26 protein-coding genes, 1 other RNA gene and 1 pseudogene are annotated in these 26,479 nt (G+C 35.8%); 18 read left to right on the top strand and 10 right to left on the bottom strand.

What is annotated here, in order from left to right; all coding sequences use genetic code 11:
- Positions 1 to 4 precede the first annotated feature (4 nt).
- Genes uppS through lpxA form a run of 9 tightly spaced genes read left to right on the top strand, consistent with a single transcriptional unit; the run spans position 5 to position 9,601 of the window.
- A complete protein-coding gene (gene uppS / locus CSB87_RS01700; RefSeq protein ID WP_004708401.1) occupies positions 5 to 757 on the top strand; it encodes a polyprenyl diphosphate synthase in 753 nt (250 codons plus the stop codon).
- Positions 757 to 1,581 (top strand): phosphatidate cytidylyltransferase, encoded by an 825-nt coding sequence (locus CSB87_RS01695; RefSeq protein WP_002049666.1) that lies wholly within the window; start codon positions 757 to 759, stop codon positions 1,579 to 1,581. The genes uppS and CSB87_RS01695 overlap by 1 nt, the downstream gene beginning before the upstream one ends.
- Positions 1,582 to 2,778, top strand: coding sequence for a 1-deoxy-D-xylulose-5-phosphate reductoisomerase (gene ispC / locus CSB87_RS01690; protein ID WP_004708403.1), 1,197 nt, complete (start codon positions 1,582 to 1,584; stop codon positions 2,776 to 2,778).
- 1 nt (position 2,779) lies between these two features.
- Positions 2,780 to 4,135: an RIP metalloprotease RseP gene (gene rseP / locus CSB87_RS01685; RefSeq protein WP_004886881.1), complete on the top strand. Its 1,356-nt coding sequence runs from the start codon at positions 2,780 to 2,782 to the stop codon at positions 4,133 to 4,135.
- Positions 4,136 to 4,172: 37 nt separating this feature from the next.
- Entirely contained in the window at positions 4,173 to 6,704 is a 2,532-nt protein-coding gene (gene bamA, locus CSB87_RS01680) for an outer membrane protein assembly factor BamA (RefSeq protein WP_004886883.1), read from the top strand.
- A 41-nt stretch (positions 6,705 to 6,745) separates the two neighbouring features.
- Positions 6,746 to 7,249, top strand: a complete 504-nt coding sequence (locus CSB87_RS01675) for an OmpH family outer membrane protein (protein ID WP_002049593.1) — start codon at positions 6,746 to 6,748, stop codon at positions 7,247 to 7,249.
- A 4-nt stretch (positions 7,250 to 7,253) separates the two neighbouring features.
- Positions 7,254 to 8,324: a UDP-3-O-(3-hydroxymyristoyl)glucosamine N-acyltransferase gene (lpxD, locus tag CSB87_RS01670; RefSeq protein ID WP_004886885.1), complete on the top strand. Its 1,071-nt coding sequence runs from the start codon at positions 7,254 to 7,256 to the stop codon at positions 8,322 to 8,324.
- Between the two features lie 6 nt (positions 8,325 to 8,330).
- Positions 8,331 to 8,816 (top strand): 3-hydroxyacyl-ACP dehydratase FabZ, encoded by a 486-nt coding sequence (gene fabZ, locus CSB87_RS01665; RefSeq protein WP_002049600.1) that lies wholly within the window; start codon positions 8,331 to 8,333, stop codon positions 8,814 to 8,816.
- Entirely contained in the window at positions 8,813 to 9,601 is a 789-nt protein-coding gene (gene lpxA / locus CSB87_RS01660; RefSeq protein WP_002049604.1) for an acyl-ACP--UDP-N-acetylglucosamine O-acyltransferase, read from the top strand. Before fabZ ends, lpxA begins: the two co-directional genes overlap by 4 nt.
- 55 nt (positions 9,602 to 9,656) lie before the next feature.
- On the opposite strand, the gene CSB87_RS01655 is transcribed toward lpxA, so the two are convergent.
- Positions 9,657 to 10,541: a YbgF trimerization domain-containing protein gene (locus CSB87_RS01655; RefSeq protein WP_004886888.1), complete on the bottom strand. Its 885-nt coding sequence runs from the start codon at positions 10,539 to 10,541 to the stop codon at positions 9,657 to 9,659.
- A gap of 315 nt (positions 10,542 to 10,856) precedes the next feature.
- Between CSB87_RS01655 and ffs the strand changes: the two genes are divergently transcribed.
- An RNA gene (gene ffs, locus CSB87_RS01650) (signal recognition particle sRNA small type) lies at positions 10,857 to 10,953 on the top strand.
- A gap of 14 nt (positions 10,954 to 10,967) precedes the next feature.
- Here the strand turns inward: ffs and CSB87_RS01645 are convergent.
- From CSB87_RS01645 to CSB87_RS01630, 4 genes are all read right to left on the bottom strand, one after another.
- Positions 10,968 to 11,450 (bottom strand): regulatory protein RecX, encoded by a 483-nt coding sequence (locus CSB87_RS01645; RefSeq protein ID WP_004886889.1) that lies wholly within the window; start codon positions 11,448 to 11,450, stop codon positions 10,968 to 10,970.
- A gap of 54 nt (positions 11,451 to 11,504) precedes the next feature.
- On the bottom strand, positions 11,505 to 12,557 hold the full coding sequence (gene recA / locus CSB87_RS01640; RefSeq protein WP_004886891.1) for a recombinase RecA: 1,053 nt from the start codon (positions 12,555 to 12,557) through the stop codon (positions 11,505 to 11,507).
- 145 nt (positions 12,558 to 12,702) lie between these two features.
- On the bottom strand, positions 12,703 to 13,143 hold the full coding sequence (locus CSB87_RS01635; RefSeq protein WP_002049587.1) for an RNA-binding S4 domain-containing protein: 441 nt from the start codon (positions 13,141 to 13,143) through the stop codon (positions 12,703 to 12,705).
- Positions 13,127 to 13,813, bottom strand: a complete 687-nt coding sequence (locus CSB87_RS01630; RefSeq protein ID WP_004886894.1) for an HAD-IA family hydrolase — start codon at positions 13,811 to 13,813, stop codon at positions 13,127 to 13,129. Before CSB87_RS01630 ends, CSB87_RS01635 begins: the two co-directional genes overlap by 17 nt.
- Positions 13,814 to 14,173: 360 nt before the next feature.
- On the opposite strand from CSB87_RS01630, the gene CSB87_RS01625 reads away from it, so the two are divergent.
- Positions 14,174 to 14,410 carry a hypothetical protein gene (locus tag CSB87_RS01625; protein WP_004886896.1) on the top strand — a complete coding sequence of 79 codons (237 nt, stop codon included), beginning with the start codon at positions 14,174 to 14,176 and terminating at the stop codon, positions 14,408 to 14,410.
- Between the two features lie 114 nt (positions 14,411 to 14,524).
- Positions 14,525 to 14,818, top strand: coding sequence for a hypothetical protein (locus CSB87_RS01620; protein ID WP_004708422.1), 294 nt, complete (start codon positions 14,525 to 14,527; stop codon positions 14,816 to 14,818).
- A 51-nt stretch (positions 14,819 to 14,869) separates the two neighbouring features.
- Here the strand turns inward: CSB87_RS01620 and CSB87_RS01615 are convergent, their stop codons facing one another.
- Together CSB87_RS01615 and gigD are read right to left on the bottom strand one after the other, a co-directional pair.
- Positions 14,870 to 15,406 (bottom strand): GNAT family N-acetyltransferase, encoded by a 537-nt coding sequence (locus tag CSB87_RS01615; protein ID WP_004886899.1) that lies wholly within the window; start codon positions 15,404 to 15,406, stop codon positions 14,870 to 14,872.
- 43 nt (positions 15,407 to 15,449) lie between these two features.
- Positions 15,450 to 15,899 carry an Lrp/AsnC family transcriptional regulator GigD gene (gene gigD, locus CSB87_RS01610; protein ID WP_004886900.1) on the bottom strand — a complete coding sequence of 150 codons (450 nt, stop codon included), beginning with the start codon at positions 15,897 to 15,899 and terminating at the stop codon, positions 15,450 to 15,452.
- A 146-nt stretch (positions 15,900 to 16,045) separates the two neighbouring features.
- Here gigD and kynU point away from each other — a divergent pair, with 146 nt between their 5' ends.
- The 5 genes and pseudogenes from kynU (at position 16,046) to CSB87_RS01590 (ending at position 21,752) form a co-directional block, all read left to right on the top strand.
- A complete protein-coding gene (gene kynU / locus CSB87_RS01605) occupies positions 16,046 to 17,296 on the top strand; it encodes a kynureninase (RefSeq protein WP_004886901.1) in 1,251 nt (416 codons plus the stop codon).
- A 39-nt stretch (positions 17,297 to 17,335) separates the two neighbouring features.
- Positions 17,336 to 18,742 (top strand): amino acid permease, encoded by a 1,407-nt coding sequence (locus CSB87_RS01600; RefSeq protein WP_004886902.1) that lies wholly within the window; start codon positions 17,336 to 17,338, stop codon positions 18,740 to 18,742.
- A gap of 7 nt (positions 18,743 to 18,749) precedes the next feature.
- Entirely contained in the window at positions 18,750 to 19,496 is a 747-nt protein-coding gene (locus tag CSB87_RS01595; protein ID WP_004886903.1) for an alpha/beta hydrolase, read from the top strand.
- Between the two features lie 732 nt (positions 19,497 to 20,228).
- Positions 20,229 to 20,321: pseudogene (locus CSB87_RS20025) on the top strand (hypothetical protein); the annotation flags it as partial.
- 252 nt (positions 20,322 to 20,573) lie between these two features.
- Positions 20,574 to 21,752: a S8 family peptidase gene (locus tag CSB87_RS01590; RefSeq protein ID WP_004886904.1), complete on the top strand. Its 1,179-nt coding sequence runs from the start codon at positions 20,574 to 20,576 to the stop codon at positions 21,750 to 21,752.
- Between the two features lie 43 nt (positions 21,753 to 21,795).
- Here CSB87_RS01590 and CSB87_RS01585 read toward each other — a convergent pair whose 3' ends face one another.
- Positions 21,796 to 23,250 (bottom strand): SulP family inorganic anion transporter, encoded by a 1,455-nt coding sequence (locus CSB87_RS01585; RefSeq protein WP_031952603.1) that lies wholly within the window; start codon positions 23,248 to 23,250, stop codon positions 21,796 to 21,798.
- A 246-nt stretch (positions 23,251 to 23,496) separates the two neighbouring features.
- Entirely contained in the window at positions 23,497 to 24,126 is a 630-nt protein-coding gene (locus CSB87_RS01580) for an SOS response-associated peptidase family protein (protein WP_004886908.1), read from the bottom strand.
- Positions 24,127 to 24,484: 358 nt separating this feature from the next.
- Between CSB87_RS01580 and CSB87_RS01575 the strand changes: the two genes are divergently transcribed.
- Positions 24,485 to 25,927 carry a glucose/sorbosone family PQQ-dependent dehydrogenase gene (locus CSB87_RS01575; protein ID WP_004886909.1) on the top strand — a complete coding sequence of 481 codons (1,443 nt, stop codon included), beginning with the start codon at positions 24,485 to 24,487 and terminating at the stop codon, positions 25,925 to 25,927.
- Positions 25,928 to 25,981: 54 nt separating this feature from the next.
- Here CSB87_RS01575 and CSB87_RS01570 read toward each other — a convergent pair whose 3' ends face one another.
- The gene (locus CSB87_RS01570; RefSeq protein WP_004708443.1) at positions 25,982 to 26,425 is read right to left on the bottom strand and encodes a universal stress protein; all 444 of its coding nucleotides are present in this window, start codon (positions 26,423 to 26,425) and stop codon (positions 25,982 to 25,984) included.
- Positions 26,426 to 26,479 lie beyond the last annotated feature (54 nt).

Below are 26,479 nucleotides of genomic sequence, written 5' to 3'. Positions count from 1 at the left end.
TTTTATGACCGAATCAGAAGAGTATCATCTTCCTAAGCATGTTGCCATCATTATGGATGGCAACAACCGCTTTGCAAAGAAAAATCAAATGCAAAAAGGTGATGGGCATCGAGAAGGTAAAAATATTCTTGATCCTATTGTTGAACATTGTATAAAAACTAGTGTCCGTGCTTTAACTGTTTTTGCATTTTCGAGTGAAAATTGGAATCGACCACAATATGAAGTCGATCTGCTTATGAAGCTTCTTGAAGAAACCATTCATGAGCAAATACCTCGCATGAAGAAATTCAATATTGCTTTGCGTTTTATAGGGGATCGTTCTAGATTACCTTCACATTTAGTTGCCTTAATGGAAGATGCAGAGCAACAAACAGTACATCATGACACCATGACATTAACCATTGCGATTAGCTATGGGGGTATGTGGGATATTGCAAATGCAGCTAAACAAGTTGCCCAAGCAGTTTCACGTGGTGAAATTGACGCTGATCAAATAAATGTTGATTTGTTCGAAAAATATGTCAGTCTAAACGATCTGCCAGCTGTGGACTTGTTGATCCGTACAGGTGGAGATTTCCGTATATCTAACTTCTTGTTATGGCAAGCAGCTTATGCGGAACTGTATTTTACGGATACTTTGTGGCCGGAATTTACAGTCGAGGAATTCGATCATGCACTGAATGTTTTTTCAGGGCGTGAACGTCGTTTCGGTAAAACATCTGAACAAATTCAGCAAGAGAAAATCGAGAAATTATAATGTTAGAGCGGATTGTTACCGCATTGGTACTTGTTGCAGTTGTTTTAAGCTGTATGTTTGCTACGCAATCACATTATCCAATGTTGGTACTTATGATTGTAGCAGCAGCGGTTGCGGGGTATGAATGGTATAAGTTGATGCCTCATGAAGCTGGCGCCGTAGTAAAACCTAAAGCATGGGGTTATGGTCTACTTGTTGCTTTTGTTTCGGGCGTTGCCTTGTTCTTTCACGACATTGCATTACTGCTATGGTCTGCTTCAATTTTAACTTGGCTCGTTAGTGTATATTGGGTTAAGTCCTTTCCTGAATTTGATGGGTGGTATAACGCGACCCTTTATGTCATTGGTTTAATTCTTATCTGTGCAGCAGTGACTGCAATTTTTGTAGTATGGCAAAGCTCACCATGGTGGTTGATGTATTTGTTCTTGCTTGTATGGGGTGCAGATAGTGGAGCTTACTTCGTAGGTCGTAAATTCGGTAAGAGAAAATTGGCACCTACGGTAAGCCCTAATAAATCAGTAGAAGGTTTATATGGTGGTATTCTCACTACAATTATTGTAATGCTTGTAGTGCAATATCAATATTTAAACTTAACTTGGGTTCAACAACTTTTATTCCTGATCTTATCTTTAGTCACAGTATTCGGTTCAGTATTAGGTGATCTATTTGAGTCGATGATTAAACGCCGTGCTGGTATTAAAGATTCTGGCCGTGTTTTGCCAGGTCATGGTGGTGTGTTGGATCGTATTGATTCTTTACTCGCGGCAGCCCCGATTTTTGCAACGGGAATGTATATATTAAAGCTTATTGGTGTAGATTTATAGATGACACAATCTGTTTGCATATTGGGTGTAACTGGTTCTATTGGGCAAAGTACATTAAAAATTTTAAGCCAACATCCAGATAAGTATTCAGTCTTTGCAGTTTCGGCACATAGTCGAATTTCTGAACTTGTTGAAATCTGCAAACAGTTCCGCCCTAAAGTGGTCGTTGTTCCTGAACAGAAAATAGTTGAACTAACCACCTTATTTGCTCAACAAAATATACAAGGTATTGATATTTTAATTGGGCAAGATGGTCTGGTTGAGATCGCATCACATACAGATGTTGATATTGTTATGGCAGCAATTGTCGGGGCAGCGGGACTGTTGCCTACTTTGGCAGCTGTTAAAGCTGGTAAACGAGTATTGCTTGCAAATAAAGAAGCATTGGTTATGTCTGGTGAAATCATGATGCAAGCTGCTCGTGATCATCAGGCATTATTATTACCAGTGGATTCAGAGCATAATGCCATTTTTCAGTCATTACCTCATAACTATTTACAAGTTGAGAGAACTGGACAACCACAACTAGGCGTATCTCAAATATTGCTAACAGCATCTGGTGGCCCATTCTTAAATCATTCCTTGGAACAGTTGGAACATGTAACACCCCAACAAGCATGTAAACATCCAAATTGGTCAATGGGGCAAAAAATTTCAGTTGACTCGGCTACTCTCATGAATAAAGGGTTGGAGTTAATTGAAGCGTGTCATTTATTTTCAATATCTGAACATTTTGTTACAGTTGTTGTTCATCCACAAAGTATTATTCACTCTATGGTGCAGTATGTTGATGGTTCAACATTAGCACAAATGGGTAATCCTGATATGTGTACGCCAATTGCACATGCATTAGCATGGCCTGAGCGTTTACAAACAAGTGTTCCTGCTTTAGATTTATTTGAGTATTCTCAACTTAATTTTCAGGCGCCCGATACCCAAAAATTTCCTGCATTAAATTTAGCAAGACAAGCAATGCGTGCAGGAGGTTTGGCACCTACCATTTTGAATGCGGCAAATGAAATTGCTGTTGAAGCATTCTTAAAGGAAAGGATTGGATTTACACATATTCCACAAGTGGTAGAGCATACTTTGCAAGAGTTAGAGAATGCCGCAGCTGAAAGCATTGAGTGCATTTTAGATAAAGATAAAGTGGCTCGATCTATAGCTCAGAAATATATATCAAGTATTGGAGGCTGAAATGAATGCGCTTTTTATGATTGCAGCAGCAGCTCTTTTACTTGGTCCTTTAATTGCAATTCATGAGTTTGGCCATTACTGGGTTGCACGCAAACTTGGGGTTAAAGTATTAGTTTACTCAATTGGTTTTGGTCCAACTTTATTGAAATGGACCTCTAAAAAATCGGGTATCAAGTATCAGCTTTCTGCTTTACCTTTAGGTGGCTACGTCAAAATGTTGGACGAGCGTGAAGGTAATGTCGCAGAACAAGATCTACCGTATGCTTTTAATAGACAAAAACCATGGAAACGTATAGCTATTGTTGCTGCAGGGCCACTAATTAACTTAATTTTTGCTGTACTTCTCTTTTGGGTTTTGTTTTTACCAGCACAACAACAATTAAATACCAAAATTGGTAAAATTATTCCAAATTCTCCAGCTGCAGAGGCCCAATTGCATGTGGGTGACAAAATTATTGCTGTTGATGGAAAAGAGACTACAACTTGGGAAAAACTAAATTTTGCTTTAATTGATCGTGTAGGTGAGACAGGTACTGTAAATATCGATATTGATCGTGCAGGTACAGAGAAAAATTTTGTCTTACCCATTAAAGATTTTTTAAAAAACCAGAATGAATCTGCATTGGATATATTAGGCTTCTTGCCTTATCGTCCTGTAATTCCTGCTGTGGTAACAGATTTAACAGAAGATGGTGCGGCTATTCGTCAAGGAGTGAAAGTAGGTGATCGTATTGTTGCGATTGATGGCCAGCCTATGAAAGATTGGTTTGATGTTGTTGAAGTCGTACAGCGTTCTCCAGAAAAATTGCTTAATATTGATGTTTTACGCCATGAGCAATTAGTACATTTACAAGTTATGCCGCAAGGAAAGCGGGATAATATGGGACAGGTCAATGGTGTACTTGGTGTAAAAAGTGATGCTGGAAAAATTACAATTCCTGACGAATATAAGCAAACAATTCAATATACTCCAATACAAGCTTTTGAAATGGCACTTGATAAAACTGGCCAAATCTCTAGCATGATTTTGAATTCAATAGTGAAAATGGTTAAAGGATTAATTGGATTAGAAAATCTTTCTGGCCCAATTACCATTGCAAAAGTTGCTGGACAAAGTGCAGAAATGGGATGGGAAACTTTTATCTCTTTTATGGCTTTAATGAGTGTAAGTCTTGGAATTTTAAACTTATTACCAATTCCAATGTTAGATGGTGGTCATCTAGTGTATTACATTATTGAAGCTATTCGAGGGAAACCTGTTTCTGAACAAATACAAATGTTTGGTCTAAAAATTGGTATGGTACTGCTCGGTAGTATGATGCTTTTAGCTTTATTTAATGACTTTATGCGTTTGTAAACGTATATGGATTTATAACTTACTGGAAAAAACTGGCATGCGGCACACACATTTTTTAATGCCTTTGGCACTTGTTAGCGCTATGGCAGCGGTACAACAAGCATATGCAGCTGATGATTTCGTTGTTAGAGATATTCGTGTAAACGGCTTAGTCCGTCTTACTCCTGCAAATGTTTATACCATGTTGCCAATCAACAGTGGCGATCGCGTTAATGAACCGATGATCGCCGAAGCAATTCGAACATTGTATGCCACGGGTCTTTTTGATGATATTAAAGCATCAAAAGATAACGATACTTTGGTCTTTAATGTCATTGAACGCCCTATTATTTCAAAACTCGAATTTAAGGGTAATAAACTTATTCCTAAAGAGGCATTAGAACAAGGCCTTAAAAAAATGGGTGTTGCAGAAGGTGAGGTTTTTAAGAAATCTGCTTTGCAAACCATTCAAACAGAATTAGAGCAGCAATACACCCAACAAGGTCGTTATGATGCTAGTGTTACTGTTGATACCGTTGCGCGACCAAATAACCGCGTTGAATTAAAACTTAATTTTAACGAAGGAACGCCAGCAAAAGTTTTTGATATCAATGTAATTGGTAATACTGTTTTTAAAGACAGTGAAATCAAACAGGCATTTGCTGTTAAAGAAAGTGGTTGGGCTTCAATCGTTACACGTAATGACCGTTATGCGCGTGAGAAAATGGCTGCAAGCCTTGAAGCATTGCGTGCTATGTACCTTAACAAGGGTTATATTAATTTTAATATTAATAATTCCCAGCTTAATATTAGTGAAGATAAAAAACATATCTTTATTGAAGTTGCTGTTGAGGAAGGTAACCAATTTAAATTTGGTCAAACTAAATTCTTAGGTGATGCACTTTATAAGCCTGAAGAGTTACAAGCACTAAAAATTTATAAAGATGGCGATACCTATTCACAAGAAAAGGTAAATGCAGTTAAGCAATTACTTCTACGAAAGTATGGTAACGCAGGTTATTACTTTGCTGATGTGAATATTGTTCCGCAAATTAATAATGAAACTGGTGTGGTTGACTTAAATTATTATGTAAACCCAGGTCAGCAAGTGACAGTGCGTCGTATTAACTTTACTGGTAATAGTAAAACTTCTGATGAAGTATTACGTCGTGAAATGCGTCAAATGGAAGGTGCTTTAGCAAGTAATGAAAAAATTGATTTGTCTAAAGTTCGTTTAGAGCGTACAGGTTTCTTTAAAACAGTTGATATTAAGCCTGCCCGTATTCCAAACTCTCCTGACCAAGTCGATTTGAACGTAAATGTTGAAGAACAACATTCAGGTACTACCACATTAGCTGTAGGTTATTCACAAAATGGTGGTATTACGTTCCAAGCTGGACTTAGTCAGACTAACTTTATGGGTACTGGTAACCGAGTTGCAATTGATTTGTCTCGTTCAGAAACTCAAGACTATTATAATCTAAGTGTTACTGACCCATACTTTACTATTGATGGGGTAAGTCGTGGTTATAACGTTTATTATCGTAAAACTAAGTTAAATGATAACTATAACGTTAACAACTACGTAACGGATAGTTTTGGTGGTAGTTTAAGCTTTGGTTATCCAATTGATGAAAACCAAAGCTTAAGTGCATCTCTAGGTATTGATAATACTAAAGTAACGACTGGCCCTTATGTTTCTACCTATGTGCGTGACTATTTATTGGCAAATGGTGGTAAGGCAACTGGTAAGTCGAATTGGTGTCCAACTGGTAAGACCGAGACTGACCCTGAAACAAATCAACCAATACCTGATACATGTGAAGGTGGTTTTAAAGAATATGATAGTGCTTTTGATGGCGAGTTCTTTACTTATAATTTAAACTTGGGTTGGTCATATAACACTTTAAATAGACCGATTTTCCCAACATCAGGTATGTCTCACCGAGTAGGTCTTGAAATTGGCCTGCCAGGTAGTGATGTTGACTATCAAAAATTAACTTATGATACACAAGCATTCTTACCGATTGGTAAATCAGGCTTTGTGCTTCGTGGTTATGGTAAGCTGGGTTATGGTAACGATTTACCATTCTATAAAAACTTCTATGCGGGTGGTTACGGTTCTGTTCGAGGCTATGACAATAGTACTTTAGGACCTAAATATGCCAGTGTAAATTTACAAGAAACAAAACAGAATGATCCTTCACCTGAAAATGTGGGTGGTAATGCATTAGTTCAATTTGGTACTGAATTAGCATTACCTATGCCATTTAAAGGTGATTGGACTCGTCAAGTACGTCCTGTACTATTTGCAGAAGGTGGTCAGGTCTTCGATACCAAATGTAATATTAATAACTCTGTATACGGTGATAAAGGCATGATGATTAATGGCCAAACTATTACAGATGTTAAGAAATATTGTGAAGATAACTATGGCTTTGATTTAGGTAACTTACGTTATAGCGTGGGTGTGGGTGTAACCTGGATTACTATGATTGGACCATTATCACTTAGCTATGCATTCCCGTTAAATGATAAACCGGGTGATGAAACTAAAGAAATCCAGTTTGAAATTGGTCGTACTTTCTAAGTACGATCTTATTGAACAACGAAATAAGGAAAGAAATTTACATGAAAAAATTAAATACATTAATGTTAGGGTTAGGCTTGACGGTGGCTTCGGTAGCAGCTAATGCAGCCGGTTATGGGGTGATTGATCTTGCTAAAGTTGTTGAGAGCAGTACTTATTTGAAACAACAAAACGCAAGCTTGAATCAGTCTGTGAAACCAACAACGACTAAACTTGAGCAATTAGGTAAAGAGTTAGAAGGGCTTCAACGTCAAGCGCAGACCCAAGGTCAAAAAATGAAAGAAGATGAGATTAAAAAATTACAATCTCAGTATCAATCAAAGTTAAATGAATTTAATTCAACACAACAGGGCTTACAGTCTAGAGTTCAAACTAGCTTGCAAAGTATGAACACAACTTTTGAGTCTAGAGTTAAGCAAGCTGCTGAGCAATTACGAAAAGAAAATAATCTTGACTTTATTTTGAATAAAAATTCAACTGTTGCCTATGACGCTAAGTATGATTTAACTGATAAAATGATACAAAAGGTTAATTCAATGAAATAAATTAATGAAAGTGCAACAATTTCGTTTAGATGAATTAGCTCACCTTGTTAAAGGTGAGTTAATTGGTGAAGGTAGTCTTCAATTTTCGAACTTAGCAAGTTTGGAAAATGCAGAGGTTAATCATCTTACTTTCGTAAATGGTGATAAATATCTCGAACAAGCTAAAGCAAGTCGTGCAGGGGCTTTCATTGTTACTGCTACTTTAAAAGAATATCTTCCTGAAAAAGATAATTTTATTATTGTTGATAATCCTTATCTTGCTTTTGCAATCCTTACTCATGTATTTGATAAAAAGCTTACTTCAAAAGGTATAGAGAGTACTGCTCAAATCCATCCTTCTGCTGTTATTTCAGAAGCTGCTTATATTGGTCACTATGTAGTCATTGGTGAGAATTGTGTAGTAGGTGATAACACAATCATTCAATCACATACCAAACTTGATGATGATGTAGAAGTTGGGAAAGACTGTTTTATTGACTCTCATGTCACCATTACAGGTAGTTCTAAATTGGGCGACCGGGTGCGTGTTCATTCAAATACTGTAATTGGTAGTGAAGGTTTTGGTTTTGCTCCCTATCAAGGTAAATGGCACCGTATTGCTCAGTTAGGATCAGTTCTAATCGGAAATGATGTTCGAATTGGATCAAATTGTAGTATTGATCGAGGTGCTCTTGATAATACAATTTTAGAAGATGGTGTAATTATTGATAACCTTGTGCAAATTGCACATAACGTTCATATTGGTTCAAATACTGCTATTGCAGCTACCTGTGGCATTGCGGGTAGTACAAAAATTGGCAAAAACTGTATTCTAGCAGGCGCATGTGGGGTAGCAGGTCACCTTTCAATTGCTGATAATGTGACTTTAACTGGAATGTCAATGGTCACAAAAAATATTTCTGAGGCTGGAACTTATTCTTCAGGAATTGGATTGTTCGAAAATAGCCAGTGGAAAAAGACGATTGTGCGCTTGAGACAATTAGCAGATGTGCCATTGACCCAAATCACTAAACGACTTGATCATATACAAGCTCAAATAGAGTCTCTTGAATCAACTTTTAATTTGCGTAAATAGAATATTATGACCGAGTCAACTACACCTAAATTTGCCATCCCTGAATTACCAATGCAGATTCAAACGATTCGTCAATATTTGCCGCATCGTTACCCATTCTTATTGGTTGATCGTGTGATTGAAGTTACTGACAATAGTATTGTTGGTTATAAAAATGTTTCTATCAATGAAGAGTTTCTACAAGGACATTTCCCAGAATATCCAATTATGCCTGGTGTTCTAATTGTTGAAGCACTAGCTCAAGTTTCAGGCGTTCTAGGTTTTATTATGAACAATGAGACGCCAAAACCAGGTTCTTTGTTCCTGTTTGCTGGTGCAGAAAGAGTTAGATTTAAAAAACAAGTAGTTGCAGGCGACCAACTTGTATTAAAATCCGAGTTGGTAATGCAGAAGCGCGGTATTTACAAATACAATTGTACAGCTAGCGTTGATGGCATTGTAGCGGCAACCGCTGAGATTATGATTTCACACCAAAAAACAGAGCAGGCATGAGCAATCACGATTTAATCCATTCTACCGCCATTATTGATCCATCTGCAGTGATTGCTTCAGATGTTCAAATCGGACCTTATTGTGTTATTGGTCCTCAAGTGACTATTGGTGCTGGTACTAAATTACATTCTCATGTGGTAGTAGGTGGTTTTACCAGAATTGGTCAAAATAATGAGATCTTTCAATTTGCAAGTGTTGGCGAAGTTTGTCAAGACCTCAAATATAAAGGTGAAGAAACTTGGCTTGAAATTGGTAACAATAATTTAATTCGCGAACATTGCAGCTTACATAGAGGCACTGTGCAAGATAATTCATTGACTAAGATAGGTAGTCATAACCTATTGATGGTAAATACTCATATTGCACATGACTGTATTGTAGGTGATCACAATATCTTTGCTAATAATGTTGGTGTTGCTGGACACGTACATATTGGTGATCATGTTATTGTCGGTGGTAATTCTGGAATTCATCAATTCTGTAAGATTGACTCTTATAGCATGATTGGTGGGGCCTCACTGATTCTTAAAGATGTACCAGCCTATGTTATGGCTTCTGGTAATCCTGCGCATGCCTTTGGTATAAATATTGAAGGTATGCGAAGAAAAGGTTGGTCTAAAAATACAATTCAGGGCTTAAGAGAAGCTTATAAATTGATATTTAAATCTGGTCTAACCTCTGTTCAAGCTGTTGAGCAAATTAAAAGTGAAATTTTGCCTTCTGTTCCAGAAGCTCAATTATTAATTGACTCTCTTGAGCAATCCGAGCGTGGAATTGTACGCTAATCAATAAGGCATAAAAAAAGACACTGTTTTAACAGTGTCTTTTTTTATGCCTAAATTATTTTTTAAAGAATTTAGCTTCTTCAGATTTAGGATATTGAGTAAGTAACTTATTTTTGTATTGATTAGCTGATACAGTATTCTTATCGACATCTTTGGCAATACTATATAGTTGATAGAGTGCTCGAGGTGCCTTGCTAGAGTTTGGATATTGGCTAGCGACAATATTGTAGTTTTTCTTTGCTTCATTGTAGTTCACCGGGTCTGTAGCTAAATGAAACTCGGCTAACCAGAAATAAGCATTGCCTGTATAAATACTGTTAGGATGGTTTTTAATAAAGTTTTGCATCGGAGCAATTGCTTTTTTTGCTCCACCTTGTTTATAAGCATCTAAAGCTACTGTATAAGCGGCTTTTTCTAATTCAAGTGGATTAGATTGGTTTTGAGCAGTAGTCGCTGGTTGAGTGTTGGTTACTGGTGTATTAGATTGTTGTTCAGACGTTTGAGATGGGGCGGCAACTACTTTATTTCCATCTGCAGGCTGAGATTGGGATACTGATGGACTAGCAGGTGTGGCGCTATTAGTATTGGTATTTGTACCGTCTTCTTGTGTAGTACTATCAGGGTCAACTTTTTGATGTAATAATTCTAAACGTTGATCTAAATCGGTATATCTATTCGCAAGGTCTTTTTTTAATTGGTCAATATCATTCGCTTGTTCTTCTAATTGACCTCTTAAAGTGCGGATATCATTTTCTAGTTGTTGATTTTTTTGCATAAGCTCCCAGTTTAAGTTTGTAGGAACTGAAATATTGTTTGAAGAAGTATTAGATGCACTGCCATCATTTTGACTTAAACCACGAGACTCAATAGGAATGTTTGCGTATAGAGAAGTGGTACTCATTAAGGCAATAAATAATAAAGAATGCTTCTTCATTTGCATGTGTATAAATCCATAATTTTATATAAAAGCCACCTTGACACAGGAATATAAAAACAATTCTCTAAATATCTAAGGTTTTTCATTGATCAATGCAATTAAAGCAGTTAACAGTTTAAATGCAAGGATAGTTTACAATCTTCAAGCATATTTTATGCAAAATAAGAAAAGAGCATAAGTTCAGAAAACTACATTTTGGGGGGATTAAGCAATTTTTGCTGATGAATTAATCAATCGAAACAAAAACTTGCTGAAAAAGCCAGAGAAGGGTTGCAACTCTTTTAAAAATCTCTATACTTTGTTTTGCAATGGTAGCCCCGCTGGTGGCTTCGCAATTGTACTCTGTGAACCCCGCCAGGACCGGAAGGTAGCAACGGTAGCAGATCTATGATGTGCCGAAGTTTTGCTAGTGGGGTTGCCACCATTCCTTTAATCCAATTTTCTTTGGATCGCTTTTAAAATTACATCTAAATCAAATCCTCTATATTGTAGAAATCTAATCTGCTTTGCTTTAAGTTTTGGGTCTTTCTCTATCTCTTCTCCAAACTTCTTAACTTTAAGTTGATAAGCTTGTTCTACCCAATCAATTTCGTGAATTTCGTCGGCAATTAAATCATTTTCGATCTGTTTAGTTTTTAAAGCTTGTTGAATGCGTTTCGGTCCTTTACCTTTACGAATCTGACTTGCAAGCATTTGCTCAGCAACACGCTGATCACTTTGGTAATTTTGTTCAGATAACTCTTCAACGAGTTGGTTCACTTCTTCTATATTTTGTGCATAACGGGCTAATTTCTCAATGAGTTCTGCTTTAGAGTAGTCTCGTCGAGTAAGTAAAGCAAAAGCATATGAGCGCAAACGCTGGCCAGTGAGTGGTGGACGCTGTTGAGATTGTTCATTGTTTCTTTTGAACATATATATTTCCTTGTAAAAAACGCCCCGAAGGGCGTTTTTATGACTTAGGTGTAATTAAGATTCTAATAAAAGATCTGGTTCTTCTTCATCATCTTCAATTTGCACTGTGCCATTTGTACCTGTAGTCAACAATTGCTCACGGATATTGCGTTCAATCTCTTCAGCAATGTGTTTATTTTCTTCAAAATAGCGGATCACATTATTCTTACCTTGGCCAATTTTATTGCCTTGATATGAATACCATGCACCAGCTTTCTGAACGATATCTTGCTGTACTGCCAAATCTACAAGTTCACCTAATTGGTTAGTACCTTTACCGTATAGAATTTGGAAAATAGCTTCTCTAAAAGGAGGAGCCATTTTATTCTTAACGACTTTAACTTTAGTTTCTGAACCAACAATTTCATCGCCTTCTTTTACCTGACCAATACGACGAATATCTAGACGAACTGAAGCATAGAACTTAAGAGCGTTACCACCAGTCGTGGTTTCTGGGCTACCAAACATAACACCAATCTTCATACGGATTTGGTTAATAAAGATAACCATACAGTTTGAACGTTTAGCGTTACCAGTAATTTTACGAAGTGCTTGGCTCATAAGACGTGCTTGTAGACCCATATGAGAGTCACCCATTTCGCCTTCAATCTCTGCTTTAGGTGTAAGAGCAGCTACTGAGTCCACAACGATTAAATCAATTGCACCTGAGCGAACAAGCATATCAGCGATTTCAAGCGCTTGCTCACCATTATCAGGTTGTGAAACGAGTAGGTTATCAATATCTACACCAAGCTTACGTGCATATTGAGGATCTAGGGCATGCTCTGCATCGATGAAGGCACATGTACCACCAGACTTTTGACATTGAGCAATTGCTTGTAATGTCATTGTGGTTTTACCAGAAGATTCAGGACCATAAATTTCAATAATACGGCCTTTTGGTAAACCACCAATCCCCAATGCGATGTCTAAAGTTAAAGAACCTGTAGATACGGCTTCAACTGCTTGAACAGTGTTGTCACCGAGACGCATAACCGTATTTTTACCAAATTGTTTCTCAATTTGGCTCAAAGCGGCTTGTAATGCTTTGCTTTTATTCTCATCCATCTCAAAAACCTCAATACTCTATGTTCATCACGTTTAACCCAAGTGGATGCATTGAATCTCAACTTGTTTCACAGGGCTAATACTGACAGATTTTTTCTCTAGCTTCTATATATTGTATATGTGAGTGCGACACAACTCGACGTTTTTATTCATCATTATATGACCAGTGGTCTTCATAATGTTGATCGTTATCCTGTTTAAACCGATTGATTTGTCGCCGATCTTTCTTGCTTGGTCTATGGTCAGGTCGAGCTAGATTATGCAATTTTCGTTGCGAAGCAATCAACTCCCGTCTTGCAATACTTACTTCGGTTTCTTCATAAAGCTGTTGTGCAATAGGAGCCGGTCCTCTGGTATTGGAAAGTGCTTTAACAACAACTGTCTTTTTATCAAAACCTTGTTGAACAACAAGTTCCATTCCAACACGAATTTCTTTAGAAACTTTTACACGTTCATTATTGTGATGCACTTTTCCCCCTTCAATTGCAGCTTTAGCAATAGAACGGGTTTTAAAAAAACGTGCTGCCCATAACCATTTGTCGACACGCATGGTTTCTACAGCATCGTTTTCACGCAATTTTGACATCATTATCCTTTCTATCAGTTTGATTCAAAATAGACAGTAGCTCTGTAAGCTGATCTAGTGCTTTATACTCTAAATCTTGTAGCTGTCTTTTACTCTTAAGAGTTGAGGGCTGTAAGATAGTAAACAAGTGTCTTATACCAAATTTTTCTGCAGTTTTTAAAACTTGAATAGTATCGTCTAAAAAAATAGTGTTTTGGGGTTCAAAATAATGCAAGCCTTGTAATTCTTGCCAAAACTTAAGGTCTTCCTTCGCATAACCAATTTGTTCACTAGATACAATCACATCAAAAAAATCTTGAATAGGGATGTTATCAAGTTTTAACTGTAAGCTTGCACAGTCTGCGTTGGTCACTAACCAGCATTGATAGCCTTGTTCTTTCAGAGTATTAAGTAACTCCATACATCCTGATCGTGCTTTAATTTTATGCTGAAATTCTTTTTGAAGATTTAAAACATCTACACCTGTCGTTTTTGTCCAATACTGTGAAGAATACCAGGAAAGAGTATGTTTATTGCTACGATAAAACTGGCTTAATATTTCATGGCTTTGTGTTAAAGGGATTTGATGCGTCTGAGAATGTCGTTCAGGTAAGCATTCATTCCAGATAAAATCATCGAAAGCCAAATCCAATAAAGTTCCGTCCATATCGAAAAGCACTATTTTATGCATGTTTTGAGAGCTCCAATTGAAACAGACATGGAAGAAAAGTAATTTAAGATTATAATCATTAAAGACGATAAAACGGACTGATTTATGGTTATTTCATCATTTTATAATTTAAATAGTCTGTACTAGGTAAACAGAGAGATAACAAGAGAGTTCTTAGATTTAGACTACTCAATAAGATCGCTGAAACAAATTTTTTGAAAAATATTTATATAAAAGGAATAGTGTGGAGGATTAATAAAAATATATTAAAAAATATAGAGTTGTATTTGTTAGGAGATCATTTTTTGATAAGTATTTTTGCTTTTCTATGAACTCTATGGAATTATCATTATTTAAATATTATTAAAAGTTGGAATAAAAGTGGGCTTATATACAATTAGATATGGCTATCGTAATAATAGTTTTTTTATAGCTTCAAATGCTGCTGGACAATTCATTGTGATTGATGCATTAGGAGCAGATTTCCAAATAGGTCATCAAATTTCTTATGAAGGTACCAAAATAATAAATGAAACTTTAAATGATGAGACAGAAGCAACAGTTCATCTAGAGAGTAATGAAAAAGAGGCTTATGAATATTTACGTGCCATGAAATAATGAATTCGTTATTTTGATTTACATAGGATACGTATTGGCAAACATTTTATAAATTGAACCGTACTTGTTTAAAGTTATATTAAAAATTATCCGAATAACAATTTAGAGCAGGCAATGAAAATTGGATTTATTGGCGGAGCCAATGATGGCATAGTGATCAATGCTGCTAATGGTATTGATACTTATAAACTTGAATGGCATTACAAGGCTGAGAAGCATTGTGAAGAACAGCCATCATTGGGGCTAAATGGCCCCGAATATGACTATTACAATTTATTAATTTTGAGGAAAAACAAAGAGGCAAAACTTTTCTATGTTTTAACTACAATGGATAAGGAAGCTATTGCAGATAAAATTAATGAATATTGGGAGCATTCCACTTCGGTAGGTTATGACTTCGATGAATAACCTTTATTTTATATTCATTGGAACGGTTGAAATATATCCTATTTTACACCTTTATAACCCAAAATTAGGATTATTTATTTCATAAAGAACATGTTCTTGAAGGGCGTGTCCATCTGGAAGCTTGGGGTGATTGAAGTGTTTAACTTTACACATTCCTAGTCTTTCCATGACGGCTTGTGATGGCTTATTTACCGTTGCTGTAAAAGAAACCACTTTATCTTTATTCAGAACATTAAAGGCATAGTCCAAAGCTGCTTTTGCTCCTTCTGTGGCATAACCTTTTTTCCAATATTTTGTAGCAAGTCTCCAGCCAATTTCAATGCATGGAGAAAAATCAAATTGTTCTGGTTGGTCATGTAGACCAATAAAACCGATAAATTCATGGTTTTCTTTTAATTCTAAAGCCCAAAATCCCCAACCTTTTTCATCAATAAGGGCCGATGCTCTTTGAATTAAATTTATACTTTCAGTAGCAGATAAAAGCTTTGGAAAAAAACGCATAACATCTTTATCTAAACCCATTTCGATAAAGGAGGTAGCATCAGTTTCTTTCCATTGTCTTAAGATTAAACGTTTGGTTTCGATCATGGTAAAAGCTCTTTAAATATAATTTTTAATTTAACCACATAGTCTAGAGTGGCTTTTGTATAATTTTCTGTAAGATAATCTTAGAATTAATGCTTATCACTCCTTTAATTTTATTGAGTGTATTAATAACAAAATGAGAAAAAGAATTTAGATCTTTAGTGGCCACATGCAGTACATAGTTACATTCGCCTGTAATGATATAGGCATTAATGACTTCATCAAAATTCTTGATCTGGCTTAAGAAAAAGTTGTGGTCATTTTCGGTGAGTTGAGCAAGTTTTATTTCAACTATCGCCTCAATTTTTATTCCTAATTTTTCATAATTAACTTTCGCTTGATATTTTTCAATAATTCCGTTGGTTTCTAAAATCTTGACACGTCTGTGACAAGCAGAGGCTGAAAGATTAACGAGATCAGCAAGTCCTTGATTGCTTAAGCGGGCATTATCTTGTAAATACTTCAAAATTTTTAAATCAATTGCATCTACATTCATTTTCGAATTCCATACATGTTTTTTAATTTTAATTAGAATTCTATACGAAATTATCTGTTTTTGATCAAATATTATCGAATAAATCGAAAGAATCACCATGATAAAATTCAAATACAAAGGAAATGTTGAAATAGGTGCAATACCAAATGATTACTCGTGAACAGTGTTTGTATTGGGATCAGGAAGACGAACTCAAAAAATTTAAAGATGAATTTGCATTACCAGAAGGTGTCATTTATTTAGATGGTAACTCTTTAGGCGCTAGACCAAAGAAATCTTTGTCTGTCGCTCAGCATATTATTTCCCAAGAATGGGGAGAAGATCTGATCAATAGTTGGAATAAGGCTGATTGGTGGGGGCTACCTACTAGACTGGGCGATAAGGTAGCCACATTGATTGGTGCAGAACAGGGTGAAGTTGTTATTTCAGATTCAACTACACTAAACTTATTTAAAGTTTTATCAGCAGCGGTAAAAATTCAGGCTGAAAAATTTCCTGAACATAAAATAATTGTTGCGGAAAAGGATGCTTTCCCAACAGATATTTATATTATTGAAGGTTTTATTGATTTAATTCAAAAGGGCTATCAAGTTGAATTGATTGATGGAGTAGAAGACTTAGCTCGAGTTCTAGAAAAAGATGTTGCTGTAGTAGTTCTTTCTCATGTGAATTATCGTACTGGGTATTTCTACGATATGACATCTATTAATAAACAGATTCACTCTCAAGATGCTCTAGTTATTTGGGATTTATGTCACTCAGTTGGTGCTGCGCCTATGCATCTTAATCAAGCTGATAGTGATTTCGCGATTGGTTGTACGTATAAATATTTAAATGGTGGACCTGGTTCTCCAGCATTGTTATGGGTCAATGAAAAACACCGTGATCAGTTTTGGCAACCATTATCCGGTTGGTGGAGTCATAAAAAGCCATTTGATATGGCCCAGCATTATGAACCAGCGAATAGTATTCGTCGCTATCTATGTGGGACTCAGCCAATTATTTCTATGAGTCTGATTGAGTGCGGAGTAGATATTTTCCTGCATGCTGATATGCAAAAAATCCGTGAAAAATCGCTGAAATTAACTGATTTATTCATTCAGCTGGTACAGCAAGAATGTTCTGAATTTGGATTTGAGTTAATTACTCCTTTAGATCATAAATATCGTGGTAGTCATGTCAGTTATCGCCATGAGTTTGGTTATGAAATCATTCAGGCACTTATCGCACGTGGCGTGATTGGTGATTATCGTGAACCTGCTGTCTTGAGATTCGGTATTACACCTTTGTATCTGGGCTTTGAAGATATCTGGAATGCAGTACAGCATTTAAAAGAAACCATGCTGAATAGTGAGTGGAAAAACAAGCGTTATTTAGTTCGCGGTGAAGTGACCTGATATAAGGAATCAAAATAAAACAAATGGCTAGGAGGGCCTATGAGTAATTTTGATGAAATACAAAATAGAGAAGCTGGGCTGCATAAAAAGTTATCTGCAAAACAGATGGGGATGATTGCGATTGGTGGAGCAATTGGAACCGGATTATTTATGGGAAGCAAATTTGCAATTAGCTTTGCAGGTCCCGCAGTTATAGTCAGCTATGCGATTGGTGGTTTAATTGCTTTTGCACTTATGGCTTGTTTGGCTGAGATGACGGTTCAGCATCCTACTTCGGGCTCATTTGGTGCATATGCAGAACATTATATAAGTCCACTTGCTGGTTTTTTAGTTCGCTACTGTTACTGGGCTTGTATTGTGCTGGCTGTAGGTACCGAAATTACCGCCGTTGCTGATTATATGAAGCTCTGGTTTCCGAATGTAGGCTCTTGGGTCTGGATTGGATTTTTTTCACTCACCTTACTTGTTGTAAATGCCTATAGTGTAAAAGCCTTCGGGTTAGTCGAGTACTGGTTTTCCACAATTAAAGTTTTTGCCATTATCGTATTTATTCTTTTATCTATTGGTATATTGACGCAAAGTAATCAGGGAATGAATCAAGTAGTTACTAATTTGAGAGGTCATGGGGGCTTTTTTCCAAATGGCTTTAGTGGAGTATGGATCGGAGTCATTATTTCTATATTTAGTTACTTAAGTATAGAAATGATTGCTGTCGCAGCTGGTGAAGCTAAAGACCCTGAAAAAGCAGTAAAAAAGGCATTTAAAAGCACAGCGCTACGACTCATTTTATTTTACTTATTATCCTTATTTCTAATCGTTACTTTGGTGCCGTGGACTGTTCTGATTGGAGCAGATGCAACTAGTCCTTTTGTTATGGTCATGAAGATTGTTGGTATCCCATATGCAGATAGTATTTTAAATTTTATTGTAATTGTAGCTGCCTTATCTGCGATGAATAGCATGCTTTATATTTCAACCCGTATGTTGTTTAGTTTGTCACGTGCAGGTGATGCTCCAAAAGTTTTTGGCCGAATCAGTAGTAATGGTGTGCCAGTAAATGCGCTGTTGCTATCTGCGGTAGGGATTGGTATTGCTAGTATTGTTTATACGATTAATCCGGCTTCTGCGTTTCCAATTATGATTGCGCTATCGATGTTTGGTGCATTGTTCACTTGGGGCAGTATCTTTGTGACACATATGTTTTTTAGAAAACAAATGACACAGCAAAACATCGAGCTAAAATTTAAAATTCCCGCTAGTCGATTTATCTCGTTGTTTGGGTTTATTGCGATTTTAAGTATTACAGTAACTACCTGGTTTACCAATGAGTTTAAATCCACTTTACAGTTTGGAGTGCCTTTAGTTCTTGTTCTGATATTTTGCTTTTACTTAAAACGTTCAACTGTAAAGCTAAATCTCAATTCTGGTGAAGAAACGTTGAAGTGATCGCTATATGAGAAAATACGATAATGCTACAACGGTAGCAAATGAAGGGGAAATACTAGCAAGCTTTCAGTATAGAAGCTTGCTGAGTTATCAGACCTATCACCATATAAAAGATATAAAGTACGGTTCACAGAACCGATCAACGATGGATTTTTTTCCTTGTGAACACACCAATAAAACCGTGATTTTTATTCATGGAGGCTATTGGCAGTGGTGTGATAAATCGGATTTTGCTTTTATAGTGCCGTATATATTGGCAAAAGGAGCCCAGTGTGTACTTTTAGAATATGACTTGGCTCCTCAAAGTCATATTTCAGAAATGATTATGCAAATTCAGAAAGCTCTAGATTTTATTGCTAAACAAAATTGGAAAACGAATGAAGTTCAATTAGTGGGGCATTCAGCAGGTGCACATCTTGCAGCTGTATGTTTAAACCATCCTTTATTATCAGAATTGGCTTTATTAAGTGGTATTTATGATTTATCTCCTATAAAGGAGACTCATTTAAATCATGCATTAAACTTATCAGAAGAGGATATTTTGAAATATAGCCCTATTTATCAGAAACAGCAGACTGATATACCTTGTAGGATTTTGTGTGGAGAGTTGGAGCTAAGTGAATTGCAGTGGCAAAGCCAAAATTATTTTGAGCACAGATGTAGTACTGGTCATGAGTTAGTTTCTTTCGAGACTATTTCTGGAGTTAATCATTATTCCATTTTAGACTACTATTTTAAATATATATTTAAATAGATATGGATGTAGGCGCTGAACTTTATAAGAATAGTTTAATTATATTTTACTATTTAAATCAATAGCTTGTTTTTTGCTAAGAGATGCTGCATCAAATAATATGTTTTATTAAATTTGAAATAAATATATTCATTTTTGGTTATGTTTAAGTGAAAATGTAGAATAGTTCACATTTAAGTGGCTTTTTATCACTATGTTTGATTTCAAGTTGACCTAAATTAATAACTCAATTAGATTAAAAGGATAGTGTTTTCTCTCTAATCGACAAACTGTTTAGCTGTTGCTTAGATGAGTTTTATAGTCCGTAGCTTCCCAAGATACGGACTTTTTTATTTTGCATCATCCTTAGCTAAAAAATATTTAGCATACTAAAGCAGCAGTTAGTAGGAAGGATCAGGTCGAATTAAATGAAAATTTTAAAGAAGCATTGTAAATATATCTTTAAAGGTGTATATTTACTTATGCATATACTGCGTCTGTAAAGTTGTTTATTTTAATACCCTCATATTTTAGATATGAGGGTATTTTTTATTAAAAGATTTTTTCATAAAATTAATTTATTTAAATAAAATTATTAGAATTAGATAGTTTAAATGGTAATTAGAGTAAATAAAATATCTATACATTTATTATACGTATGACTTATAGTTAAAAAAATTGTAAATTACTTGGAGTTGCATGAATTGATAAATTTTGAAATAATTTTACTAATTTATTAATTATCATATTGTTATGGATATTTTGAAGTTTTTGAAAAGTTTTAATACTGTTGGAACTTACTTATCACTAGCAACTATAGTATTGCTCATTATGATTATTTTTTTTATTTTATTTCTCCAAAATAATAAAATACATCTCACTATAAAAAAATAAAATATATAAATTTAAATTAGATTTCTATCACAATTTTTATTGAAAAAGTTGAAGCATATTGTGTGGAATAAAAAATTATGAAAATATGATTTAGGTTTAAAAACAGATAAAAATCTTTAAGATTTCCATCTTGAATTTAATCCTGAAATAAAAAATTTATTATTTATCATAAAAATACTTGAAATATAATATATGGAGATACACATGAAGATTCGCAAGGTTTCTGCTGTTTTTCTTTCAATGGCTGCGACTCATTTAGCTTATGCGGCACCTAATCTTTTAAATTCTGCAATAGATTCTTCTCAAGCAAAAGGAATTATTAAAAATCAATATATTGTCATTTTGAATAAGGATATTGGGCCTGCGAAAGATTTTGCACAGAATATTGCAAAACAGCATGGTGGCAGAATTTTACAAAGCTACGACAGTGCTCTTAAAGGTTTTGCAATTTATTTACCTGATACTGCAGGCACAGCGTTCATTGAAGCGATGAAAAAGAACCCTCAAGTTCTTTCTGTAGAAAATGATACTGTAGTGAATATTGATGCAACGACACAAACTAATCCTGATTGGGGACTAGATCGTATTGATCAGAAAGCTTTACCATTAAATTCAACATATTCTTATTCGCAAACTGGTACCGGGACAACAGCTTATATTGTTGATACTGGTATATTGTCTACTCATCAAGAATTTTCAGGTCGTGTATTAAATGGATATACAGCAATATCTGATGGTAATGGTACGACTGATTGTAATGGGCACGGCACACATGTTGCTGGAACGGTAGGTGGTACCACTTATGGTGTTGCCAAGAATGTAAAACTTGTCCCTGTTCGGATTTTAGGATGTGATGGTTCCGGTGCTTCGAGTAATGTTATTGCTGGTTTAGATTGGATTTTGAAAAATGGAAGTAAACCAGCTGTTGTAAACATGTCCTTAGGTGGGGCGGCAAGCTCTTCTTTAGATAGTGCAGTAGAAAACTTATATAATAATGGCTATGTAATGGTCGTAGCTGCTGGTAACTCAAATACAGATGCATGTACTTCTTCTCCGGCTAGAACAAGTAATGCAATTACAGTTGCTGCAACTGACAATACTGATACTCGAGCAAGCTATTCTAACTACGGAAGCTGTGTTGATATTTTTGCGCCCGGAAGTCAAATTAACTCTTCTTGGATTGGGAGTAATACGGCCACTAAAGTATTAAATGGCACTTCCATGGCAACTCCACATGTTGCTGGAGTAGTTGCTGAACTTTTTCAAAGTACACCTACAGCTACACCTCAAACGATAACATCCAATCTGCTAAATCAAGCGACTAGTGATGTGGTGAAAAATCCATCTGGTAGCCCAAACCGTTTATTATATAAATCTCCTTAAAAATATAATTCTCTATGATTGAAAAGGTCCCGCAGGACCTTTTTTAAATTTTTGCATGTGTACCATACTTGTCAATCATGACTGAACTGGCTTCGTTTAAACCACGTACAGTAACTTGTATGCCATTCTTTTGAAACTTTTCCACTGCTGAATCAAGCATTGCAACCGAAGTGATATCCCAAATATGTGAATGAGTCAGATCAATAATGACTTCTTTTACTTCTTCTTTAAAGTTAAAGCTTTGCATGAATTTATCTGAAGAACTAAAAAAGATTTGTCCTCTTAAATCATATAAACGATAGTTGCCTTCTAATGAGGTTATCACGTGTACATCATTTTCAAGTTTATTCGCTAAGAAAAGCGCGGAAAGTAATACACCCGTCAATACGCCTAGTGCTAGGTTATGAGTAGCTACAACTACTACAACGGTTGCAATCATGACGATATTGCTACTTTTAGGATGAGTTTTAAATTGCGTAAGTGAACTCCACTCAAAAGTACTGATTGATACCATAATCATGACAGCAACAAGTGCAGCCATAGGAATAACTTTCAACCAATCACTTAAAAATACGACTAAAATCAGCAAGAATATACCTGCACATAAAGTAGATAAGCGTGTACGGCCACCTGATTTAACATTAATCATTGATTGTCCAATCATTGCACATCCAGCCATCCCACCCATAAAACCCGAGGCAATATTGGCAATACCTTGACCTTTACATTCCTTAAATTTATTACTCGGGCTATCCGTCATTTCATCAACAATTGTGGCTGTCATCATCGACTCAAGTAAGCCAACTGCAGCTAACGCTAATGAATAAGGAAGAATGATAAGAAGTGTATCTAGATTAAGAGGAATATTTGGAATTAAAAAAATAGGTAGAGTATTTGGTAGTGCTCCCATATCGCTAACTGTTCGCACATCAATACCAAAAAGGAGGGTAAGTAATGTGACTATAATAATACATATAAGGGGAGATGGAAAAAATTTTCCAAGCTTTGGTACATAAGGGAATAGATAAATAATTGCTAAACCAATAGCGACTAATAGATAGACGTGCCAACTTACATTGATTAACTCTGGTAGTTGAGCCATAAAAATGAGAATGGCGAGAGCATTTACAAAACCCATCACAACCGATTTAGAAACAAAGCGCATGAGCTTAGCAAGCTTAAGATATCCCACTACGATTTGTATGACACCCGTCAAAATAGTAGCTGCGAATAAATACTGAAGACCATGTTCTTTCACTAGGGTCGTCATGACTAAGGCCATAGCACCTGTTGCTGCCGAAATCATGGCAGAACGACCACCTACAAAAGAAATAATAACCGCAATACAAAAAGATGCATATAAACCAATTTGGGGATCTACACCTGCAATAATTGAAAAGGCAATCGCCTCTGGAATTAAAGCCAGACCAACAACAAGCCCAGAAAGAATATCTGCACGGACATTAGAGAACCATTGTTCTCGAAGATTCGTTAACATGGAAATAGCCTAGAATTTTAAATTTTAGAAAGGCTAGTGATGTGATATACCAACACACAAGCGACTACACCACATCACTAGACAGTGATGAGTTATTTACAAAAGAGAAGGGTAAATAAACTTAAGGTGGCGTAAGTGTCATGGATAATGAAAATTTGAAATTTTAAAGAGGTGCGAAGGATAACATAAGTTATTAGGCGGAGCCATTTAAGCTTGCTACCTTCACTTATTAGGCATCTAACTATTTTATGATTTGTTCATCTCTACTTTAGGCAGAGACGTAAATTCATTTAATGGCATATCTAGGAAAAAGTCAGAGGCTTCATCATGCTTGCAATTTAACCAATCATTTCTAAGATCTTCAGGTATCACAATAATTGAACGTTTTTCATCATCTGGTTTATGGAACTGTTTCATAAAAGAATGTCGATCTGCATTGATTGTTAATAATGACATTGTTCTAACTTTCTGCTTATCAATTATGGTTTCTTCATAAATTGCTGCAAGTGTAAATGGCTTTCCATCTTGACGGAATATGCCATACCAATGAGCTTTTCCATTGATATATTTAGGTTCATAAATAGCTTCAACAGGTATAAGTGCGAATTGATCGTGTGACCACGCATGCTTAAAGGAACGTTTTTGTTCAACCGTTTCAGTCCTCGCATTATAAGTTGCGTATTTAAAAGTTATTTCTTTTGCATATGGAGGTAGCATACCAAATTTAACTTTTCTCCATTCCCATTCATTTTGTTGAGATAAGATCATTGGACAGTCATCGCTTGGATAGACATCCGAGTTGTAGTCAAAAGTAGGTTCAAATAAGCCTAATTGATGAGCATGAGCTTTTTTAAGGGGTTTAAAATTTGCACACATAACTAAACCTGATTTCTGCTTTAGTCCTAGCTTGGAACTTTTGGCTTTGTGTTATGTATATTTTTATAATTTGAATTGTTTGTTTCAGTATTAATTTTTACTTTTCAATTACTTTAACAAAGATTTTCTTCGGATTAATCGTTTTAAAAAATAAATGAATTATTGGTAGGGGGGAACCATAGGGCATTTCTAAGATATTTATTGGTTTTGAATAGCTACTTTTATGCAACAGAGCCTTTCAGAAATTTGGATTTTAATAAATATGCTATTCATCATAATACAAAAGATATAGAGAACGCATACAAATCAAACATTTTTAGTGTGGGTTAACTCTTTAAAAAATTTATAAGGTGGAATTATGAATAAACATTTATTAGCGAAGATCACTCTTTTAGGTGCTGCACAACTATTTATCTTTAATACGGCATTTGCGGATATTCCTCTTACCCCAGCACAATTTGCTAAAGCAAAAACACAAAATTTTGATAAAAAAGTTATTCTGTCTAACTTGAATAAACCTCATGCTTTGTTATGGGGACCAGACAATCAGATTTGGTTAACCGAGCGTGCGACTGGCAAAATTTTGAGAGTAAATCCTGAGTCTGGTAGCGCAAAAACCGTTTTTCAGGTTCCTGAAATTGTAAATGATGCTGATGGTCAGAATGGTTTATTAGGTTTTGCTTTTCATCCTGACTTTAAACATAACCCTTATATCTATATTTCGGGCACTTTTAAAAATCCAAAATCTACAGAAAAAGAACTACCTAACCAAACGATTATCCGTAGATATACCTATAACAAAACAACAGATACATTTGAAAAACCTGTCGATTTGATTGCTGGCTTGCCATCATCGAAAGACCATCAGTCGGGTCGTCTCGTCATTGGTCCAGACCAAAAAATCTATTATACAATTGGTGACCAAGGCCGTAATCAGCTAGCTTATTTGTTCTTACCAAATCAGGCACAGCACACTCCAACCCAGCAAGAGCTCAATAGTAAAGACTACCATACATATATGGGTAAAGTATTACGCCTAAATCTGGACGGAAGTATTCCCAAAGATAACCCAAGCTTTAACGGAGTAGTGAGTCATATCTACACTTTAGGGCACCGTAACCCACAAGGTTTAGCGTTTGCTCCAAACGGAAAGCTTTTACAATCTGAGCAAGGACCAAATTCTGATGATGAAATTAATCTCATTTTAAAAGGTGGGAACTACGGTTGGCCAAATGTAGCGGGTTATAAAGATGATAGTGGTTATGCTTATGCTAACTATTCGGCTGCAACCAATAAATCACAAGTTAAGGATTTGGGACAAAACGGAATAAAAGTAGCTGAAGGGGTTCCGGTGACTAAAGAATCCGAATGGACTGGTAAAAACTTTATAGCCCCTTTGAAAACGTTGTATACCGTTCAAGATACCTATAACTACAATGATCCAACTTGTGGTGATATGACTTATGTTTGTTGGCCAACAGTCGCGCCGGCATCGGCATATGTATATACGGGAGGCAAAAAAGCGATTCCAGGATGGGAAAATACATTATTGGTACCATCTTTAAAACGTGGGGTAATTTTCCGTATTAAGCTAGACCCGACGTATAGTGTGACTTTAGATGATGCTATCCCGATGTTTAAAAGCAATAACCGTTATCGTGATGTGATTGCAAGTCCGGAGGGTAATATTCTATATGTACTGACAGATACGGCTGGTAATGTGCAAAAAGATGATGGTTCGGTAACAAATAATTTAGAGAATCCAGGTTCTCTCATTAAATTTACGTATAACGGAAAGTAATCTACGCAAAAAACCCAGCGCTATCGCTGGGTTTTTACATAACTTTAGATGTATTTATTCAGTTACGACCAACACTGGTACATGGATTTCTCCTAAGAGTGCTTGAGTTACACTTCCTAAGAAAAACTTTTTAAAACCTTTTCGCCCATGAGAACCGATTACTAATAAATCAGCTTTTAGCTCAGTTGCTGCTTTAATAATTTCTGTGTGAATTGTTTGACCCTCAACAATCTTTGTTTCAACAGAAATTCCGTGTTGATTAAATTGTTCTTTAGCCTGATCTAAGATGCCCTGAATCGAAGCTCTCGCTTTATTAAAGTAATCTTGCGCAATTTCTGTACTATCGATGATTTCAACTGAAATAAAAGGATCAATAGTAAGCGCATATACTAAAGTGACTTTACTGTTAAACGCTTTAGCAAGGCTTGCAGCATGGTTAACCGCAATAAGTGAAGTAGGAGAACCATCGACTGGAACTAAAATATGGTGATAACTCATATATTGCTCCTTATTGTCTTATGACAATATTTATTGTTGAAGAACCTAAGCTTG

Source organism: Acinetobacter sp. AR_0276 (genome assembly GCF_003000705.1).
Lineage (GTDB): Bacteria > Pseudomonadota > Gammaproteobacteria > Pseudomonadales > Moraxellaceae > Acinetobacter > Acinetobacter nosocomialis.
The sequence above is the reverse complement of the archived record's forward strand: the minus strand, read 5'-3'. Positions and strand labels throughout refer to the sequence as shown.

Coding starts and splice junctions, on each gene's coding strand:
- uppS (WP_004708401.1), top strand. CDS start 5: ATGACCGAATCAGAAGAGTATCATCTTCCTAAGCATGTTGCCATCATT.
- CSB87_RS01695 (WP_002049666.1), top strand. CDS start 757: ATGTTAGAGCGGATTGTTACCGCATTGGTACTTGTTGCAGTTGTTTTA.
- ispC (WP_004708403.1), top strand. CDS start 1,582: ATGACACAATCTGTTTGCATATTGGGTGTAACTGGTTCTATTGGGCAA.
- rseP (WP_004886881.1), top strand. CDS start 2,780: ATGAATGCGCTTTTTATGATTGCAGCAGCAGCTCTTTTACTTGGTCCT.
- bamA (WP_004886883.1), top strand. CDS start 4,173: ATGCGGCACACACATTTTTTAATGCCTTTGGCACTTGTTAGCGCTATG.
- CSB87_RS01675 (WP_002049593.1), top strand. CDS start 6,746: ATGAAAAAATTAAATACATTAATGTTAGGGTTAGGCTTGACGGTGGCT.
- lpxD (WP_004886885.1), top strand. CDS start 7,254: ATGAAAGTGCAACAATTTCGTTTAGATGAATTAGCTCACCTTGTTAAA.
- fabZ (WP_002049600.1), top strand. CDS start 8,331: ATGACCGAGTCAACTACACCTAAATTTGCCATCCCTGAATTACCAATG.
- lpxA (WP_002049604.1), top strand. CDS start 8,813: ATGAGCAATCACGATTTAATCCATTCTACCGCCATTATTGATCCATCT.
- CSB87_RS01655 (WP_004886888.1), bottom strand. CDS start 10,541: ATGCAAATGAAGAAGCATTCTTTATTATTTATTGCCTTAATGAGTACC.
- CSB87_RS01645 (WP_004886889.1), bottom strand. CDS start 11,450: ATGTTCAAAAGAAACAATGAACAATCTCAACAGCGTCCACCACTCACT.
- recA (WP_004886891.1), bottom strand. CDS start 12,557: ATGGATGAGAATAAAAGCAAAGCATTACAAGCCGCTTTGAGCCAAATT.
- CSB87_RS01635 (WP_002049587.1), bottom strand. CDS start 13,143: ATGTCAAAATTGCGTGAAAACGATGCTGTAGAAACCATGCGTGTCGAC.
- CSB87_RS01630 (WP_004886894.1), bottom strand. CDS start 13,813: ATGCATAAAATAGTGCTTTTCGATATGGACGGAACTTTATTGGATTTG.
- CSB87_RS01620 (WP_004708422.1), top strand. CDS start 14,525: ATGAAAATTGGATTTATTGGCGGAGCCAATGATGGCATAGTGATCAAT.
- CSB87_RS01615 (WP_004886899.1), bottom strand. CDS start 15,406: ATGATCGAAACCAAACGTTTAATCTTAAGACAATGGAAAGAAACTGAT.
- gigD (WP_004886900.1), bottom strand. CDS start 15,899: ATGAATGTAGATGCAATTGATTTAAAAATTTTGAAGTATTTACAAGAT.
- kynU (WP_004886901.1), top strand. CDS start 16,046: ATGATTACTCGTGAACAGTGTTTGTATTGGGATCAGGAAGACGAACTC.
- CSB87_RS01600 (WP_004886902.1), top strand. CDS start 17,336: ATGAGTAATTTTGATGAAATACAAAATAGAGAAGCTGGGCTGCATAAA.
- CSB87_RS01595 (WP_004886903.1), top strand. CDS start 18,750: ATGAGAAAATACGATAATGCTACAACGGTAGCAAATGAAGGGGAAATA.
- CSB87_RS01590 (WP_004886904.1), top strand. CDS start 20,574: ATGAAGATTCGCAAGGTTTCTGCTGTTTTTCTTTCAATGGCTGCGACT.
- CSB87_RS01585 (WP_031952603.1), bottom strand. CDS start 23,250: ATGTTAACGAATCTTCGAGAACAATGGTTCTCTAATGTCCGTGCAGAT.
- CSB87_RS01580 (WP_004886908.1), bottom strand. CDS start 24,126: ATGTGTGCAAATTTTAAACCCCTTAAAAAAGCTCATGCTCATCAATTA.
- CSB87_RS01575 (WP_004886909.1), top strand. CDS start 24,485: ATGAATAAACATTTATTAGCGAAGATCACTCTTTTAGGTGCTGCACAA.
- CSB87_RS01570 (WP_004708443.1), bottom strand. CDS start 26,425: ATGAGTTATCACCATATTTTAGTTCCAGTCGATGGTTCTCCTACTTCA.